At 64.9% G+C, this 16,037-nt stretch carries 17 protein-coding genes; 8 read left to right on the forward strand and 9 right to left on the reverse strand.

Annotated features, from left to right (window positions below):
• Window positions 1–3: 3 nt before the first annotated feature.
• Complete coding sequence (locus BXY53_RS01315) at window positions 4–261, reverse strand: DUF4212 domain-containing protein (protein ID WP_119060149.1); 258 nt, start codon at window positions 259–261, stop codon at window positions 4–6.
• Between the two features lie 96 nt (window positions 262–357).
• Window positions 358–1,356: an N-acetyl-D-Glu racemase DgcA gene (dgcA, locus tag BXY53_RS01320; RefSeq protein WP_245410317.1), complete on the reverse strand. Its 999-nt coding sequence runs from the start codon at window positions 1,354–1,356 to the stop codon at window positions 358–360.
• A gap of 147 nt (window positions 1,357–1,503) precedes the next feature.
• On the opposite strand from dgcA, the gene BXY53_RS01325 reads away from it, so the two are divergent.
• The 5 genes from BXY53_RS01325 (at window position 1,504) to cueR (ending at window position 5,599) form a co-directional block, all read left to right on the forward strand.
• Window positions 1,504–2,682 carry an ABC transporter permease gene (locus BXY53_RS01325; RefSeq protein WP_119060150.1) on the forward strand — a complete coding sequence of 393 codons (1,179 nt, stop codon included), beginning with the start codon at window positions 1,504–1,506 and terminating at the stop codon, window positions 2,680–2,682.
• Window positions 2,682–3,524, forward strand: a complete 843-nt coding sequence (locus BXY53_RS01330) for an ABC transporter ATP-binding protein (protein ID WP_119060151.1) — start codon at window positions 2,682–2,684, stop codon at window positions 3,522–3,524. The genes BXY53_RS01325 and BXY53_RS01330 overlap by 1 nt, the downstream gene beginning before the upstream one ends.
• A complete protein-coding gene (locus BXY53_RS01335; RefSeq protein ID WP_119060152.1) occupies window positions 3,524–4,471 on the forward strand; it encodes an MlaD family protein in 948 nt (315 codons plus the stop codon). The genes BXY53_RS01330 and BXY53_RS01335 overlap by 1 nt, the downstream gene beginning before the upstream one ends.
• Window positions 4,472–4,550: 79 nt before the next feature.
• On the forward strand, window positions 4,551–5,174 hold the full coding sequence (locus BXY53_RS01340; protein ID WP_119060153.1) for an ABC-type transport auxiliary lipoprotein family protein: 624 nt from the start codon (window positions 4,551–4,553) through the stop codon (window positions 5,172–5,174).
• Window positions 5,175–5,203: 29 nt separating this feature from the next.
• Entirely contained in the window at window positions 5,204–5,599 is a 396-nt protein-coding gene (gene cueR, locus BXY53_RS01345; protein ID WP_119060154.1) for a Cu(I)-responsive transcriptional regulator, read from the forward strand.
• 19 nt (window positions 5,600–5,618) lie between these two features.
• Here cueR and BXY53_RS01350 read toward each other — a convergent pair whose 3' ends face one another.
• The 3 genes from BXY53_RS01350 to BXY53_RS01360 form a co-directional block, all read right to left on the reverse strand.
• The gene (locus tag BXY53_RS01350) at window positions 5,619–5,993 is read right to left on the reverse strand and encodes a hypothetical protein (RefSeq protein WP_119060155.1); all 375 of its coding nucleotides are present in this window, start codon (window positions 5,991–5,993) and stop codon (window positions 5,619–5,621) included.
• Between the two features lie 153 nt (window positions 5,994–6,146).
• The gene (locus tag BXY53_RS01355) at window positions 6,147–6,794 is read right to left on the reverse strand and encodes an SOS response-associated peptidase (RefSeq protein ID WP_119060156.1); all 648 of its coding nucleotides are present in this window, start codon (window positions 6,792–6,794) and stop codon (window positions 6,147–6,149) included.
• A 36-nt stretch (window positions 6,795–6,830) separates the two neighbouring features.
• Entirely contained in the window at window positions 6,831–7,550 is a 720-nt protein-coding gene (locus BXY53_RS01360) for a haloacid dehalogenase type II (RefSeq protein WP_119060157.1), read from the reverse strand.
• A 206-nt stretch (window positions 7,551–7,756) separates the two neighbouring features.
• Between BXY53_RS01360 and BXY53_RS01365 the strand changes: the two genes are divergently transcribed.
• The gene (locus tag BXY53_RS01365) at window positions 7,757–9,070 is read left to right on the forward strand and encodes a sulfite oxidase (RefSeq protein WP_119060158.1); all 1,314 of its coding nucleotides are present in this window, start codon (window positions 7,757–7,759) and stop codon (window positions 9,068–9,070) included.
• Complete coding sequence (locus BXY53_RS01370) at window positions 9,070–9,438, forward strand: hypothetical protein (protein ID WP_119060159.1); 369 nt, start codon at window positions 9,070–9,072, stop codon at window positions 9,436–9,438. The genes BXY53_RS01365 and BXY53_RS01370 overlap by 1 nt, the downstream gene beginning before the upstream one ends.
• Before the next feature lie 59 nt (window positions 9,439–9,497).
• Here the strand turns inward: BXY53_RS01370 and BXY53_RS01375 are convergent, their stop codons facing one another.
• Both BXY53_RS01375 and BXY53_RS01380 read right to left on the reverse strand, forming a co-directional pair.
• Window positions 9,498–10,850: a cytochrome P450 gene (locus BXY53_RS01375; protein WP_119060160.1), complete on the reverse strand. Its 1,353-nt coding sequence runs from the start codon at window positions 10,848–10,850 to the stop codon at window positions 9,498–9,500.
• 52 nt (window positions 10,851–10,902) lie between these two features.
• On the reverse strand, window positions 10,903–11,838 hold the full coding sequence (locus tag BXY53_RS01380) for a DMT family transporter (protein WP_119060161.1): 936 nt from the start codon (window positions 11,836–11,838) through the stop codon (window positions 10,903–10,905).
• 68 nt (window positions 11,839–11,906) lie between these two features.
• Between BXY53_RS01380 and BXY53_RS01385 the strand changes: the two genes are divergently transcribed.
• Window positions 11,907–12,425, forward strand: a complete 519-nt coding sequence (locus BXY53_RS01385; protein WP_119060162.1) for a TetR/AcrR family transcriptional regulator — start codon at window positions 11,907–11,909, stop codon at window positions 12,423–12,425.
• 3 nt (window positions 12,426–12,428) lie between these two features.
• Here BXY53_RS01385 and BXY53_RS01390 read toward each other — a convergent pair whose 3' ends face one another.
• Window positions 12,429–13,106 (reverse strand): GntR family transcriptional regulator, encoded by a 678-nt coding sequence (locus tag BXY53_RS01390; RefSeq protein ID WP_119060163.1) that lies wholly within the window; start codon window positions 13,104–13,106, stop codon window positions 12,429–12,431.
• Window positions 13,093–16,008 carry an FAD-binding and (Fe-S)-binding domain-containing protein gene (locus BXY53_RS01395; protein ID WP_119060164.1) on the reverse strand — a complete coding sequence of 972 codons (2,916 nt, stop codon included), beginning with the start codon at window positions 16,006–16,008 and terminating at the stop codon, window positions 13,093–13,095. Before BXY53_RS01395 ends, BXY53_RS01390 begins: the two co-directional genes overlap by 14 nt.
• Between the last annotated feature and the right edge of the window lie 29 nt (window positions 16,009–16,037).

Raw genomic sequence — 16,037 nt, forward strand, 5'->3', positions numbered from 1 at the left:
CCGTTAGTACTCGCCGGTGACGTTGTAGCGCGCATCCAGACGGTCCTGCCGCCCTGCGACCCAGTAGATCAGCGCGACCAGGCCAACCACGCTGCCGATCGAAGCCAGCAGATATCCGAGCGGAAAGCGCAGAACATAGCTGTCATAGAGAAGCGGTCCGACCACTGGCAGCACGATGAAAAAGACGCCGAGCAGCACGAGCGCAAGGATCGCGAGCCGCGAATTCGCGCGCCACTGGATCTGCCGCTGATGGTCGATCATGGTCGGTTTCCCGCTTTGTGACGTGTGTTTCCGATTTGGTTGCGCAATCTTTCAGCAAAATTGGGACAACTCAAGGCTGTCACGGGTGTTTGGCGCTCATCCCCACAGGGCGGCAGAAGGTGGGTGGAGCAGCGCGCCATCCACGCTCAGAGCGCATTCGCGGTCCTCGGCGAGGAGCAGCGGACCGTCAAGATCGACCCAGTCAGCCCCCTGCGCGACGAGTAGCGCCGGTGCCATCGCCAGCGAGGTGCCGACCATGCAGCCAACCATGATGCTGAACCCGAGCTGCCTTGCCGCTGCGCGCATGGTGAGCGCTTCGGTAAGTCCGCCGGTCTTGTCGAGCTTGATGTTGACGGCGTCGTAGCGGTCGCGCAGGCCGGCAAGTCCGGCGGAGTCATGCGCAGATTCGTCCGCGCAAACGGGCACGGCCCGCGTGATCTTCGCCAACGCTGCGTCTTCGCTCGCAGGCAGGGGCTGTTCCACGAGTTCGACGCCCGCTTCGGCGCACATATCGAGCAGAGCCGCAAGACCATCCGCTCGCCAGCCCTCGTTGGCATCCACGATGAGTCGCGCATCCGGCGCGGCCGTACGGACGGCGCGCAGCCGCGACTCGTCGTCTTCCCCGCCCAGCTTGAGCTTGAGCAAGGGGTGGCCGCAGCCAGCGGCCTTGGCAGCCATCGCCTCCGGCGATTCCAGGCCGATCGTGTAGGCCGTCAGCACCGGTCTGGGCACATCCAGCCCGGCCAGCGCGTGCACCGGCACGCCCGCCGCCTTCGCCTCGTAGTCCCAAAGCGCGCAGTCGAGCGCATTCCGCGCCGCGCCCGGCGGAAGCGCCTGCGCCAATGTTTCGCGGCTCAGGCTTCCGCCGAGCGTTCGCGCTGCCTCGGCGATCTGTGCCATGACGCCCGCAACGCTCTCCCCATACCGCGCATAGGGGACGCACTCGCCGATCCCGCGTGCCGCTCCGCTGATCTCGACCACCACGACTTCCGCCGCGCGCTTCGCCCCCCGTGAGATCGTGAACGCCCCGGCAATCGGCCAGCGTTCCCCGCGCACCATGACCGTGCGGCCGTCATTGAGCGAGATGGTCTCCATGTTTCTGCTTGTTCGTGCCCGCACACCGTATGTCAAGGTAAACCGGCGATTGCCAAGCGCGGGGCCGGGCGATAGTTTGCGCGCGGAAATGGAAAGTGAGCTGGCGCGCATCCGGCGCTTGCGCACAAGACGGAGCCCGATGCGGGCATGACTGCGGTTACGTCCAGCGAAGAACGGCGACCCAGCGCGAAGGACGCACGCTTCGTCAGGTTTTCGAGTGATGGCGGGGCGCGGCTCGCGCTGTCCGGTGACTGGACCGTGCGTTCCCTCTCCCGGATCGAACGCGATCTCGCCGCCGCGACGCCGCCTCCTCCCAGCGCGAAAGGCCGTCCGCTTGATCTCGACCTGGGCGGGCTGGGGGCGCTCGACACCGCCGGTGCATGGCGGCTGCTCAAGCTCATCAACGAACTCACGGCCGCGGGTCACGAGGTTACACTCCGGCGTATCCGGGACTCCCACAGCAAGCTGCTTCGCGAAATTCACGCTCGGCGCACAACCGAAGACGCGCCGCCGCCTCACCGGCCCGGCATCATCGAAATAGCGGGCGACGTGGTGCGCGGGGCCAGCGGCTTTTTCCGCGACGCGGCCGGGCTGACGACCTTTCTCGGCACAGCGACCGCCGTTTTCCTGCGGCTTCTGGCCATGCCGTGGCGGTTCCGCGCGGTCTCCTTCGTCCATCATCTGGAGCACGTCGGCCTGCGCGCGATCCCGATCATCTCACTGATCTGCTTTCTGATCGGCGCGGTCGTGATGCAGCAGAGCATCGTGCAGCTGCGCGCCTTCGGGGCCGAGACGTTTTCGGTCAACATGCTCGGCATTCTCAGTCTGCGCGAGGTCGGTATCCTGCTGGTGTCGATCATCGTCGCGGGCCGCTCTGCCTCCGCCTTCACTGCCGAAATCGGCACCATGAAGATGCGTGAGGAGATCGACGCGATGCGCACCATGGGGATCGACCCGATGGAGACGCTGGTGATGCCGCGCCTGCTCGCGCTTCTCGTGGCGATGCCGCTTCTGACCTTCTGGGGCGATCTGATGTGTCTTGCCGGGGGCGCCGCGATGGCGTCGATCTATCTCGGCTATGACCTTGATATCTTCGCGCAGCGCCTGCATGACGCGATCAACCTTCGCCACTTCCTCGTGGGCATCGTCAAGGCGCCGTTTGCGGCGCTCATTATCGCGCTGGTCGGCTGCCTGGAGGGGCTACGCGTGCAGGGCAGCGCCGAGTCGCTTGGCCTTCAGGTCACCCGTGCCGTCGTTAAGGCAATTTTCCTTGTCATTATCATGGACGCCGTGTTCGCGATCTTCCTGTCCGCCGCCGGATATTGATGCCGATGAGCCAGACCGAACTCACGCCCGATGCTGAACGGACCGCGCCGCGCGCAGCGCCGGCTCCGCGTGATGTGGTCATTCGCGTGCGCGGTCTGCGCAAGCGCCTTGGCGGCCAGCAGATTTTCGACGGCCTGAATCTGGACGTCTATCGCGGCGAAATCCTTGGGGTTGTCGGCGGCTCCGGCACAGGTAAATCCGTGCTGCTGCGCTGCATCACCGGCCTGCTGAGGCCAGATGCCGGAGAGATCAGTATCTTTGAAACAAGCGCGACAGGCCGAAAGGCCAAGCAGCAACTGGCGCGCACGAACTGCTGGGGCATCCTGTTTCAGGATGGTGCGTTGTTCTCATCGCTCACCGTGCGCGAGAACATCGAAGTGCCGATGCGCGAGCAGCTTCAACTGCCGCGCAAGGTCCGCCGTGAACTGGCGATGCTGAAGCTCGCGCTGGTTGGGCTGCCGGCGGACGCGGCGAATAAATACCCCTCCCAACTGTCGGGCGGAATGCGAAAACGCGCCGGGCTGGCTCGCGCCCTGGCGCTCGACCCGCAGATCGTGTTTCTCGACGAGCCGACCTCCGGCCTCGACCCGATCGGCGCGGAGGCGTTCGACCAGCTCATCCTCAGCCTGCAGCAGACGCTGGGCCTGACGGTGTTCATGATCACGCACGATCTCGATAGCATCTTCACCGCCTGCGACCGCGTTGCGGTGCTCGCCGATCGGGTGATCGTGCGCGAGGGCACGCCATCCGAGTTGGTGGATGATCCCGGCCATCCTTGGGTGGCGGAGTATTTCTGCGGCGAGCGCGCCCGCGTGCACCGCAGCCAGGAAGGTTACGACTGATGGAGACACGCGCGAGCCATTTTCTGATCGGGCTGTTCGTCATTTCGCTGCTGGGGCTCGGCTTCGCCTTCGTCTATTGGGTGAACAATTCGGCAGGCGGTGCGAACGCGCAGCGCTATCACGTCATCTTCGCCGGCTCGGTTCAGGGACTCGGTGAGGGAAGCGCGGTGCTTTTCAACGGCATCCGCGTGGGCGAGGTCGACCGGCTGGAGATTATGCCGGAGGACACGCGCAAGGTGCGCGGGCTGATCTCGGTGAAGCAGACGACGCCGGTCCGCGAGACCTCGCGCGCGAAAGTGGTGCAGCAGGGCCTGGCCGGGGTCGTTGCGCTGGAGATTACGCCGGGGGCGCCGGATTCGCCGCCGCTGCGTGCCAAGGCGGACGAGCAGTATCCGACAATCTATGCGGATGTGGCTTCCTCCAAGTCGTTGCTGAGCGCGGCGCCCGAAGCGCTGGGCGAGGCGCGCGCGCTTATCCGCCGGCTCAACGATCTGGTTGCCGCCAACGAAAAGGCCATCAGCCAGACCATAAAGAATGTCGAGACCTTCACGGCGACGCTGAACGATCATGGCGAGGATGTCAGCATCATCATGCAGAACACCCGCGACGTGTCCGAGCGCGTCTCCCGTATGGCGACGAAGCTGGAGACCACCATCGACAAGTTTTCCAAATATGTTGCGGATGACGAGGACTCCGTTGTGGCCGAGGCGCAACAAGCGGCTCAATCCTTTCGCCAGCTTGCGGAGAAGCTGGACCGCTCGCTGGGCGATCGCGCGGATGAATTGACCGTTTCGGCGGAGCGCGGCATCCGCCAGTTCGAGCTTTTCATGAGAGATGGCAGGCGTTTAGCAGACAGTCTCGATCGCGTGGTTCGCAAACTTGAAGAAAATCCGCAACAAATGCTGCTCGGCGGATCACAAGTCCCTGAATACGAGCCCTCACAGTAGCCGATTGACATTACAGCATGGCATAGTACCTCCTTCTACTGTGCGAGAGTCGGGGCGGGGCGGAAATCTGGCGCTATCAATGCGTGCTGCGCGTAACATCATCGGGCTGTGTCTGGCGCTGGCCATGAGCGGCTGTGCGCTCGCCGTTAATGGCGCGCCGCCGCAGACCTATGATCTGGTCGCGCCGGAGGTCAAGCCGGTTCGCGGCCAGCCGCTACCCGTACAGCTCGTCGTCCGCACGCCCACGGCCGTCCGCGCCCTGAACACCGAGCGTATTCTCGTCCGACCGGCGCATGAGCGCATCAGCTATTATCCGGACGCTGCGTGGAGCGATCGGCTCCCGCGGCTCATCCGCGCCCGCCTGACCGAGGCGCTGGAGGACAGCGGGCATTTCAACGCGGTCGTGACCGAGGATGACCGCGTGACAAGCGCGTATTCGCTGCAGATCGCTATCCGTGCCTTCGAGATGTCCGTGAACGGCAAGCCGCCGGAGGGGCATGTGGCGCTGTCGGCGAAGATCGTGGACGAGCGCGCCGGCAAGGTGGTGGCGAGCCGGCGTTTCGAGACGCGCGTTCGGGCGAAGTCCGATTCGGTGAGCGAAGGCGTTGCGGCAATCACCACGGCGTTCCATGATGTCAGCCGTGAGTTGATGCGCTGGATGACGAACGGCAGCCGCCGCTCGCGGCTCGGCGCGGGCTCTTAGGCCGCGCGACAGATTTACCGGAGAGAGCGATGAATATCGGTGAGGCGGCGCGCCAGAGCGGCGTGCCGGCAAAGACCATCCGCTATTACGAGGATATCGGCCTGATCGCCGCGGCGAATCGCGGCGCGAACGGCTATCGGGATTACACCGAAAGCGACGTGGAGTTGCTGAGATTCATCCGCCACGCGCGCGCGGTCGGCTTCGGGATCAAGGAGTGCCGCAGGCTTGTGGCGCTGTACCGCGACCCGAACCGCCACAGCCGCGACGTGAAGGCACTTGCGCAGGCGAAGATCGCCGAGATCGACCGCCGGATCGCGGAGTTCCAGCACATGCGCGGCGAGCTGGCGGCGCTGGCGGCGGCGTGTCCGGGCGATGACGATCCCGAATGCGCGATCCTGGAGGAGCTGGCCGGCGCGGGGGATTGAGGCTCGGAGGCCGTGGACGTTACTGCGACCGCTTCGTGCGCGCACCTCTGGATGAATCGGCCCCGCGACGTTCATCCTCCGGCTCGCCCGCGTCCCACCGCCGCCACCGATACTCATATGACAGGTACTTCAGCCAGAGCGGTACGCCGAGAAATACTGTCATCCACGACGCCAACAGCAGGAAGATCGCTACCGGCCACGGCACTTGATCCACTGTCGCAAGCACGCCCACGAGTTCCGCCTGGGTGAGCGGCAAGCCGAGGATGGCGAAGATCAGCGACAAGGTTTTCGCGGCGACGCCCGCCGTGATCACGACGGCGGCGATGAGCGGGCCGCGGCGTACGAGCCAGCGTTGTATGCGATACTGAGGCGGCGTTGGCGTCGGCGAGATCATCGCCCATCCTTATCTGATCTGCAGTCAGTTGGTGAAGAGAGGCGCGTTCGCGGAAAATTCAAGTTGGTCAGGATTGGCCGCTTTGATCCACCCTAGCGGGAACCAAGAGGCGGCACCCTTTGAGCGATCAGCCTCGCGCCATATTTGAACGCGTCATGCTGCAAGATCCCGCCGCTCCGGGCCGGACTGCACCATCGCCATCTCTTCCGCCGGCAACGGCCCGATCAGCGCCCGCGCCTCCTCCGCCGTGCCGTTCAGCCAGCAGTCCCACTCTTCCGGCCGCGTCAGCATCACCGGCATCCGGCTCGGGTGAACCGTCGCCACGAGCGGATTGGGCTTGGTCGTCATGAAGGCGTGCACATCGACCGACACGCTCTCGCCGCCCGCGCTCAGCGGCCCGTTATAGCGCCGCCACACCCCGGCAAAGGCGAACAGCGGGCGATCCTCCCCCAGCGCGAACCAGTGCCAGGTTGCGGGCCTGCGCCCCTTCGGCTCGGCGAAGGACGTGACCGGAACGAGGCAGCGCCGGCGGCGAAAAGAGTCCGCCCAGAATGGCGAGGTCAGCTTGTCGTCGCGCATGTTGGTCACGCGCTTGGGCGCCTTGCCCTTCATCGGCAGCGGGAAGCCCCAGCTTGAGATGACGATCTCGCGGTCGCCGTCTTCCGCGGGCCGGATCACCGGCACGGTGTTGCCCGGAAAGATCGCCGGTAGCGGCTCGAACGCCGCCGCACGGTTGTCCGACACGCCGAAGATGTCGCGCACCGCCTCGCGCGGCTTCAGCTCGCTGTAGAGATTGCACATGGCTCCTACTTAATGCGCTGGTTCACCCGCGGCACCTCACGTCAGTTCGCGCTGGTGCGCTTCCACAAGCTCGGCCATGCTGTTGAACACCCAGTCACAGTGCGGCCGCGCGCCGGGGTCCATGGTCGCACCGAAGCCTTCCTGATCGTGGCGGCGATAGATCCAGCAATTGGCCAGGCCGAATTGCCTGGCCGGCTGATGATCGTGGAACAGGCTCTCGGCGACGTGCAGGATCTTTTCCTTCAGGATGCCGCGCCGACCGAGCTGGGTCAGCATGTAGTCGAAATTTCGCAGCGCCGGCTTGTAGGAGCCAATGTCCTCGGCCGTGTAGACCGCGTCAAAGGTCACGCCCAGCTTCTCATTGCTCGCGGCGAAGCTGTCGTTATCGACGTTGGAAAGCACCACGAGCCTGTAATGCTGCTTGAGGTCGCGTAACGCCTCCACCGTATCGGCGAAAACGGGCCAGTCGCGCACACTGCGCCCGTAGGCAAGTGCCTCGTCCCATGTTGCCGAAACGCCCCACTCCTCGGCTAACCGCTTGTACACCACAGCGAGTAGCCGGTCATAACGCATGTGCGGCGTCTGCGCCTGGGCGGTCGACTCGTGGTAGGCGTGACCTTGCAGAATGTCGTTGCGGGACAGTGCCTTGTCGAGTTGGTCGGTGAGGGGGCGCAGGCCCGCGATCATGCCGCTTTCCCAATCAATGAGTGTGCCGTAAACGTCGAATGTCAGTGTGTCGAAATTGCACAGTGGCATTGCTTTGACAGTCCTCCCCAACAACTAAAAATTGCAGTTTTGCCAGCAGCTTAACCGACCATTGACGTATGTCCGTTCTTCTTGACGCCTGGGATCGGTTTCCGCACACTCCATCAATACTGGGCTGGCTGGAACAAAAATTCGTCCAACAACGTTGGCATGGGATGACGTTCCGCACACCGGCCTTTCAAAGGGAGGAGAGGAGCATGACACAGCGTAAACCTGAACGCGGCATCTGTGAGCTCTATGAGCAGGATCCAGAGCGCGCGGACTGGCTGATCTTTGGCCGCGAGGCCTGCTCGGATCGGCGCGGTTTCCTCCGTGGCGCGGGGCTGGCCACCATGGCCGGCGTGGTCGGCGCGACCATCCCGTTCCATCGCAATATGCCGAGCGGCTTGATTCCCGCCGCGCTCGCCGAGGAAACGCAGGAATTCACGATCGAAGGCAAGGACGGGCTGACCGTCCTGAATGACCGGCCGGTGAATGCGGAAACCCCCGCACACCTGCTGAACGACGATGTGACGCCAACCGCGCGGCACTTCATCCGCAACAACGGCATCCCGCCGCAGAACACCGCTGCCGAAGGCTGGACCCTGAAGATCGACGGTCTGGTCAACAACACGATGGAAATGACCATCGACGAGTTGAAGGATCGTTTCGAGGTCGTCCGCCTCGCGCTGCAGCTCGAATGCGGCGGCAATGGCCGCGCGGCCTTCAACCCGCCGGCAAGCGGCAACCAGTGGACTGTTGGCGCCGTCGCCAACTCCGAGTGGACAGGTGTGCGTCTGCGCGACGTGTTGATGGCCGCCGGCGTCCAGCCCGATGCGGTCTACACCGCCCATTACGGCGCCGACTCGCACCTTTCGGGCGACCCGGAGAAGGATGCGGTGTCTCGCGGTATGCCGATCTGGAAGGCGATGGATCCGGATACGATTATCGCCTTTGAGCAGAACGGCGCTCCGATCCACCCGATGAACGGTGCCCCGCTGCGTCTCGTTGCGCCGGGTTGGCCGGGCTCGACCTCGCAGAAATGGCTCACCCGCATCTGGATTCGTGACCAGGTGCACGACGGCCAGAAGATGGGTCCGCGCAGCTATCGCGTCCCGCGCTATCCCGTCGCGCCGGGCGAGGAGGTTCCGGACGAGGATTTCCAGATCATCGAATCCATGCCGGTCAAGTCGCTCATCACGTCGCCGAAGAGCGGCCACGTTCTGCCGGTGGATCACCGTACGCTGGAAGTGCGCGGTCACGCCTGGGCAGGCGACGAACTCGTGACGGCGGTGGACCTGTCCACTGACTTCGGCGCCACGTGGCAGCCGGCCGAGCTGATGCCGCCGATGAACGGCCATTCGTGGCAGACCTGGCGGGCGCAACTCAACTTCCCGACAAGGGGCTACTACGAGATCTGGGCCCGCGCGACCGACAGCAAGGGGCGTATGCAGCCCTTCACGGTCAACTGGAACCCGAAAGGCTACCTCAATAACTCGATGCACCGGATCGCGGTGCGCGTGGAGGTCTAATGGGAAGTGTGTTGCGGCGAGCCGTGCTCGCTCTGATGATCGGCCTCGGCGGGACTCTTCCCGCCGCGGCCCAAGACGACTATGAAGCCCTTCCCGAGGGTGAGAACAAGGATCTTGTCTACGGCGTTTGTAGTGGCTGCCACTCGGTGAACCTCGTCATGCAACAGGGCATGACCCGCAAGAAGTGGGATTCGACGCTTGAGTGGATGTACGAACAGCAGGGCATGCCTCGGCTCGACGAAGAGACGGAGTCCAAGGTGCTCGATTACCTGGCTGAGCACTTCAACGTTGAGCAGAAGAAAGACGGCGGGCAGCCGGACACGCCAAGTCCGTTCGGCACCGTTCGGCCGCTGATGCCGCCGCAATAACCTCCCGGGACGGCGTATCTGCCGGCATTCGACCACTCATTCGGACGATGACAGCAGGGTCACACGCCCTGCAGCTGCGCCCTGAGCCGGACGCCCGGCTCGGGGCGTATTGTCATGTGCATGACTGGCGTCGGCGGCGGCCCGGCTGGCGTGAAATTGAAGCGCGCCAGCAGGGTCGTGAGAATGATCTGCGCCTGCATCATCGCAAAGTTCGCCCCAACGCACACACGAGGCCCTGCACCGAACGGCAGATACTGGTAGCGGTCGCGCGCCTTCTTGGCTTCCGGCGCGAAATGGTCCGGGTTGAACGCCTCCGGCCGGTCCCAGAGTAGCTGATGCCGGTGCATGGCGTACATGTTAAGGAAGACCGTGTCGTTCGGCTGAATGGTGCGGTCATAGAGCTCGTCGGGCGCCAAGACATTCCGCGCCAGCAGCCCGACCGGCGGATAGAGCCGCATCGACTCTTCCAGCACCTGCTCGATGAAAGGCGCGTTCGCCAGATCGTCGGCACCAGCCGGCCGGTCGCCCACGGCCGCGCGCGCCTCGACATTGGCGCGCGTCTGCACCTCCTGATCGTGTGAGAGGAGGTGCAGCGCCCAGGCCAGCGACAGCGCGGTCGTCTCGTGCCCGGCGACAATGAAGAACTGCATGTTGTGCAAGAGATCTGTCTCATCCATGCGTCGGCCCGTGTTCGGGTCCTCTGCGGCCAGCATGTAGTCGAGCAGGTCGCTGTCGCCGCGCGGCCCGTTTCGACGGCGCGCCTCGATCGCTTCTGCCACCATCCGGTGCATGGTCCGCACCGCGCCGCGCCCCAGGATCTCGCCGGGCCGCGGCACCCAGTACGGCACATCAAGGAAGTCGAGCAGCGAGGCGCGGCCGACGGTCAGGAAATATCTGGTGATCGCTTCGCCATAGGCTTCGGCATCGAAATGTTCGCGACCCGACAGCGCTACTTCGCAGATGACATCAAACGTGGCTGAGAGCATCTCGCGCACGATCTCGACGGGATGCGCGCTCTCACCGATCCGCTGCGCCGCGCGCTCAGCGGTTTTCGTCATCATCGGCGCGAGCGCCTTGACGTTGCGCGCGGTGAACACCGGCGCGATCGCCCGGCGCTGCCAGCGCCACTCGTCGCCCTCGGAGGTGAACAGGCTGCGGCCCACCGCCGGGCGCAACATGCGGATCATCACTTCGGATTTCGGGTAGTTCCCGACATTGTCGAGGAACACGCGGCGCATCCCTTCCGGCCCCTGGACCATGTGCCAGCGACCCGGCCCGGTCGTGCCCGAGACGATCTCCTGCGTGTAGGCGATCTGCGGGATAACGCTCAACGAGTTGCGCCGCGCGGCGCGCAGGCTTCCGAAGACGCCCAGCGGGCGGGCGGGCGGTTCGACGGTCGGCGGGATGTACATGCTTCGCGGCGCTCCAGGCTGTCAGGCTCTGACGATTATACAGCCGATGAGCCTAGCAGGACGAGACCCCAGCGTCGGAGCACCCCGGACGGATTGGCGCAGCTGGCCTGCTGCCCATGCCTTTTGACAGGTGCACGCCCAGCAGGCAGATGACGAAGCCCAGCGCAGCGCCAAGCGTAAGCGGCTGGCCGAACATGGCCCATGCCCAGATGGCCGTCACTGGTGGGGTCAGGTAAATCAGGCTGGAGACGCGGGTCGCCGAGGTGCGCCTCAGCGTGGCCCAGTACAGCCCGAATCCGCCCAGTGTCGAGAACAGGATGAACCACGCAACCGCGTAGACGAATGACCAGTTCGCCTCCGGCAGGACCGACTCGCCTGCAGCGATGGCCAGCGGCAGATAGAGCACGGCGGACACCGCGCACTGGATCGTGAGCGACGACAACACCGGAACGGGGCAACTCTGCGCCTTCGCCACCAGGGTCGCCACCACGAGGCAGAGCATGCTCAGGAAAGCAAGTGCATAGGCCCAGACCGGTGCCGCATCGACTGCACCGCTCACCGCGAGGAAGACGCCGAAGAACCCGACTCCCAAACCCAACCATTGACGCGGTGAGACAATCTCCGAGAGCACCGTGCCGGCCAGCGCGGCTGCGGCGAGCGGTTGGAGCGCGGCGATCAGCGCGACCGTGCCGGCGGGCACGCCGAACTTGATGGCGCTGATGACCGAGGCTGTATAGCCGAACATGCCCAGCAGGCCGACGCCGGTTTGAACGGTAAGCTGCCTCCGGTCCAGCCGGGTTAAGGCCAGGACCGTGAACGGCAGTAACAAGAGCGCCAACAGCAGGAACCGCCAGAACAGCACGAGATAGATCGAGGAGGTTTCCGACGCCAGCAGGCCGCCGATGAAACCGGAACTCCAGCAGATGACGAGGCCGACCTCGAAGGCCGGGGTCGCGTCCGTTTGCCGCACGCGTTGGCGGATATTCATGACCGGACTCCCATGTAAAGCGATCGTTCTACTTGCGTGTGTAAAGCGATCGTTCTACACTGTCAATCATGGATTCGACCAAGGCCAGAATCGCTGCGAAACTCGAAGAGGCGTTCGCCGAGCAGGGGTTCGCGGAGCCGGGTGTGGATGACCTGCGCACGGCTGCCGGCGTCAGCCTGCGCACGCTCTACAAGTATTTTCCTTCACGCTCGGACATGGTGATTGGCGCGCTCAACAACCGGCACGCCCGCTATGTGGCGTTCTTGTTCGCTGATCTGCCGGAAGACCCGGAGGCGGCCCTCGATACCGTTTTCGACCGGGTCGGCGAATGGATGCGGACCAGATCGCCGACCGGCTGCATGTTTCACGGAGCAGTTGCCGCTCACCCGAGGAATGAGGCACTGGCCGAGATGCTCGGTCGGAACAAGAAGGACATCGCCGCGCGTATGGCCGAGGCGGGCGACCTGCCTGAGCGGGAGGACGAGTTGCTGCTGCTGCATGAGGGGCTTACGCAGGGCTTCACCCTCATGCGTGAGCGCGCCGTGGAGTGTGCGAAGGCGTTGGCGAAGCGCCTGAGAACGGACTAGGTGCTACTCCGAAAGCCCTTCGAGCGCGGCGCTGACCGCTTCGAGCTTGTGCTCCAGATGCAGCTTGAGGATCGCGGCGAGGCGCTGGCCGTCCCGCGCCTTGAGCGCGTCGTTGATCTCTTCGTGCTCGGCCATCGCCTGGTCCCAGCGCGAACGGGAGATGTTGGCGAAGTAGCGCGCCCGGCGGACTCGGCTGGCGAGGCTCATCTGCATCTGGCGCAACGTCGGATTGCGCGCGGCGGCGGCGATAGCGTCGTGGATCTGCTCGTTCAGCCGGAAATAAGGCGTGCGCTCCCCCGCGGCATGATGCGCGGCCATGCGGTCATGCAGTTGCGCGATATGCGCGATCTCTTCATCCGTGGCGTTGGCGCAGGCCAGTTCTCCCGCAAGCGATTCCAGTGCGCCGATGACTGGGAACGCTTCCTCAATGTCGGAGCGGGTCAGCTTCGAGACCGCCGCGCCGCGGTTCGGGGTCAGGATCACGAAGCCCTCGCTGGCCAGAACCTTCAGCGCCTCCCGCAGCGGCGTGCGCGACACGTTGAACGCCTCGCACAGTTCGCGTTCAGGGATTTTTGCGCCCGGCTCCAGTTCGCCCTGCACGATCATCTCGCGCACCCGGTCCGCCAGCTCGGCGTGCAGCGAGCGGCGCTGAATCGGTGTCGGCCCCTCAAGCGTTGCCATGAGATGCTGTCCCTCCAGCTTTCAGCGCGCGATGCAAGATCTGCGCCACGTGAACGGCCTCGCGGTGTGATCCGTCGCCAATCTGATGACGGCAGGAGGTGCCGTCCGCGACGATGAACGCATCGTCACTGGCCGCCCGCACGGCAGGCAACAGGCTCAGCTCACCCATCTGTTGCGAGACATCGTAGGTTTCAGCCTGATAGCCGAAGGCGCCGGCCATCCCGCAGCACGAGCTTTCGATCGGCTTGACCTCCAGCCCCGGCACCTGCGCCAGCACCCGCTGCACCGGCCCCATGACGTCGGCGGCTTTCTGATGGCAGTGCCCGTGCAGCAGCGCCGTCTCGCCGATGGGCCCGAATGCCGGAACCGTGCCACCGTTGGCGAAATGCTCGGCCAGAAATTCCTCCAGCAGCATGACCCGCGCTCCCATCTCCGCGTTCCAGTTGGAGATAAGACGTGGCGCTTCGTCACGGAAGGTCAGCACGCAGGACGGCTCCAGCCCAACGACCGCGCCGCCCGCTTCGATGGTCGGACGGATCGCCTCGGCGGTGCGCTGCATCTCGGCCTTCGCGCGATCGGTCATCCCGGCCGACAGATAGGTGCGCCCGCAGCAGAGAGGGCGGCCAGCCGTCTGGGGAAAGCCTAGTCGGATATCGGTCGCGCGCAGAACCTCGACGGCGGCGCGCGCGTTGTCCGGCTCGAAATAGCGGTTGAAGGTGTCCGCGAAGAATAGAACGTCCGCATCCATCGCGCCATTCGGTTCGCGGAACACGTCGCTGCGCCACCGCGGCAGCCGCCGGTTCGCGCTCAGGCCCAGCAGCTTCTCCGAAAGCCAGGCCGCACCGGGCAGGGTATCGCGCGCATTCGCCAGGAACGGCGCCTTCGACAGCCACGGCGCATAGCGCGGCAACTCGGCCACCAGCCGGTCGCGCAGGCCCACCCCATATTTTTCCGCGCGCGCCGCCAGCACCTCGATCTTCATCTTTGCCATATCGACGGACATGGGGCATTCGCGCTTGCACGCCTTGCAGGAGACGCACAGCTTCATCGTCTCCATCATCTCGTCGGAGGTAAAGGCGTCCGGGCCGAGCTGGCCGGTGAGGGCGAGCCGCAGCGTGTTGGCGCGTCCGCGTGTCAGGTCGCGTTCGTTGCGCGTCGCGCGGTAGGAGGGGCACATCGCCCCGCCCGCGAGCTTGCGGCACGCGCCGTTGTTGTTGCACATCTCGACCGCGCCGTGCAGCCCGGCGGGCCATGCGCCCCAGTCGAACACGGTCTCGCGCGGGACATGGGCGTAGTCCGGCGGATAGCGCATCAGGGTGCGGTCATCCATCTTCGGCGGATGCACGATGCGGTTGGGGTTCAGCACGCCGTCTGGGTCGAAGCGCTGCTTGACCTCCTCGAAGGCGCGCACGAGCCGTGAGCCGAGCATCTTCTCGTGGAACTCCGAGCGGATGATGCCGTCGCCGTGTTCGCCGGAATGCGAGCCCTTGTATTCCGCAACGATGTCGAAGGCTTCCTCGGCGATCCCGCGCAGCGCCTTCACGCCCGCTTCCTGCTTGAGGTTCAGCACGGGCCGAACATGCAGCAGGCCGACAGAGGCGTGGGCATACCACGTCGCGCTGGTGCCATTGCGCGCGAACACGTCGTTGAGCCGGGCCGTGAAGTCCGGCAGGTCGGGCAGGTGAACAGCGCAATCCTCGATAAAGGCGAGCGGCTTCGCGTCGTCCTTCATCGACATCATGATGTTGAGGCCCTGGGTGCGCACGTTCCAGATGCGCGCCTGAAAGGCCGGGTCGGGTGCGTCGATCACGCCGCCATCCTTCTTGCCGGGATCGTCCCAGCGGAAGCCCAGGTCGGCCATCAGGTCGTGAAGCGCCGCCAGCCGGCGCAGATTCTCTTCCTGATCGGGCTCCGCGAACTCGACGAGCAACAGCGCCTCCGGCTCGCCCTTGACGAACTGGTTCACGGTATCGCGGAAGATCGCGATGTCACGGGCCAGGCGGATCATGTTCTCGTCGACCAGCTCGACCGCGACGGGGTCGAGCGTCACGATATGCTGGACGGCTTCCATCGCCTCGCGAAAGCTGGGGAAGTGGCAGATGCCCAGCGCCTTGGTATCGAGCGTCGGCGACAGCTTGATCTCGATGCTTTCGCTCAGTGCCAGCGTGCCTTCGGAGCCGACGAGCAGCGTCGCCATGTTGTTGGTCGGCCCGTTCGGGACCATCGCGTCGATGTTGTAGCCGGCGACATGGCGATAGGTCTGCGGCCAGCGCGCCGCGATCTCGTCGGCCTCGCGCGCGCCGAGCGCAAGCATGTCACGGAACAGCCGCTGGAGCGCCGTTTGCTCGTTCCTGAGCGTGTCCGCGCGATCCACGGGGCCGAACGTCGCCCGCGTGCCATCCGCCAGCAGCGCCTCTACGGAGTGGACATGTTCGCGCATCATCCCGTAGCGGATCGAGCGCGAGCCGCAGGAGTTGTTGGCCGTCATTCCGCCGATGGTCGCGCGTGAGGCGGTCGACACATCGACAGGGAACCAGAGGCCGTGCGGCTTCAGCTGGCGGTTCAGATCGTCCAGCACCAGTCCCGGCTCCACCACGGCGCGGCGGTTCTCGACGTCCATTTCCCGAATGCCGTTCAGATGCTTCGAGAAGTCGATGACGATGCCGCGGTTGATGGTCTGCCCGCACTGGCCCGTGCCGCCGCCCCGTCCGGTTATCGGCACATCATGCTCGCGCGCTAACGCCAGCGTTGCCTCGACATCCGAGAAGCGCCTGGGCACGACCACGCCCGCCGGCCTGATCTGGTAGATCGATGCGTCCGTCGAATAGCGTCCACGCGAAAACGCATCGAACAGTACCTCACCTTCAATCTCATGACTCAGCCGCTCGGCCAGTTCCTTCATGCCGTCCCGCTCGCGGTTTTTCTCTTGAC

Origin of the sequence: Dichotomicrobium thermohalophilum (assembly GCF_003550175.1) — a bacterium.
Taxonomy (GTDB): Bacteria; Pseudomonadota; Alphaproteobacteria; order Rhizobiales; family Rhodomicrobiaceae; genus Dichotomicrobium; species Dichotomicrobium thermohalophilum.

Coding starts and splice junctions, on each gene's coding strand:
- BXY53_RS01380 (WP_119060161.1), bottom strand. CDS start 11,838: ATGAATATCCGCCAACGCGTGCGGCAAACGGACGCGACCCCGGCCTTC.
- BXY53_RS01350 (WP_119060155.1), bottom strand. CDS start 5,993: ATGATCTCGCCGACGCCAACGCCGCCTCAGTATCGCATACAACGCTGG.
- BXY53_RS01355 (WP_119060156.1), bottom strand. CDS start 6,794: ATGTGCAATCTCTACAGCGAGCTGAAGCCGCGCGAGGCGGTGCGCGAC.
- BXY53_RS01365 (WP_119060158.1), top strand. CDS start 7,757: ATGACACAGCGTAAACCTGAACGCGGCATCTGTGAGCTCTATGAGCAG.
- BXY53_RS01375 (WP_119060160.1), bottom strand. CDS start 10,850: ATGTACATCCCGCCGACCGTCGAACCGCCCGCCCGCCCGCTGGGCGTC.
- BXY53_RS01325 (WP_119060150.1), top strand. CDS start 1,504: ATGACTGCGGTTACGTCCAGCGAAGAACGGCGACCCAGCGCGAAGGAC.
- BXY53_RS01335 (WP_119060152.1), top strand. CDS start 3,524: ATGGAGACACGCGCGAGCCATTTTCTGATCGGGCTGTTCGTCATTTCG.
- BXY53_RS01315 (WP_119060149.1), bottom strand. CDS start 261: ATGATCGACCATCAGCGGCAGATCCAGTGGCGCGCGAATTCGCGGCTC.
- BXY53_RS01395 (WP_119060164.1), bottom strand. CDS start 16,008: ATGAAGGAACTGGCCGAGCGGCTGAGTCATGAGATTGAAGGTGAGGTA.
- BXY53_RS01340 (WP_119060153.1), top strand. CDS start 4,551: ATGCGTGCTGCGCGTAACATCATCGGGCTGTGTCTGGCGCTGGCCATG.
- cueR (WP_119060154.1), top strand. CDS start 5,204: ATGAATATCGGTGAGGCGGCGCGCCAGAGCGGCGTGCCGGCAAAGACC.
- BXY53_RS01385 (WP_119060162.1), top strand. CDS start 11,907: ATGGATTCGACCAAGGCCAGAATCGCTGCGAAACTCGAAGAGGCGTTC.
- BXY53_RS01330 (WP_119060151.1), top strand. CDS start 2,682: ATGCCGATGAGCCAGACCGAACTCACGCCCGATGCTGAACGGACCGCG.
- BXY53_RS01360 (WP_119060157.1), bottom strand. CDS start 7,550: ATGCCACTGTGCAATTTCGACACACTGACATTCGACGTTTACGGCACA.
- BXY53_RS01370 (WP_119060159.1), top strand. CDS start 9,070: ATGGGAAGTGTGTTGCGGCGAGCCGTGCTCGCTCTGATGATCGGCCTC.
- dgcA (WP_245410317.1), bottom strand. CDS start 1,356: ATGGAGACCATCTCGCTCAATGACGGCCGCACGGTCATGGTGCGCGGG.
- BXY53_RS01390 (WP_119060163.1), bottom strand. CDS start 13,106: ATGGCAACGCTTGAGGGGCCGACACCGATTCAGCGCCGCTCGCTGCAC.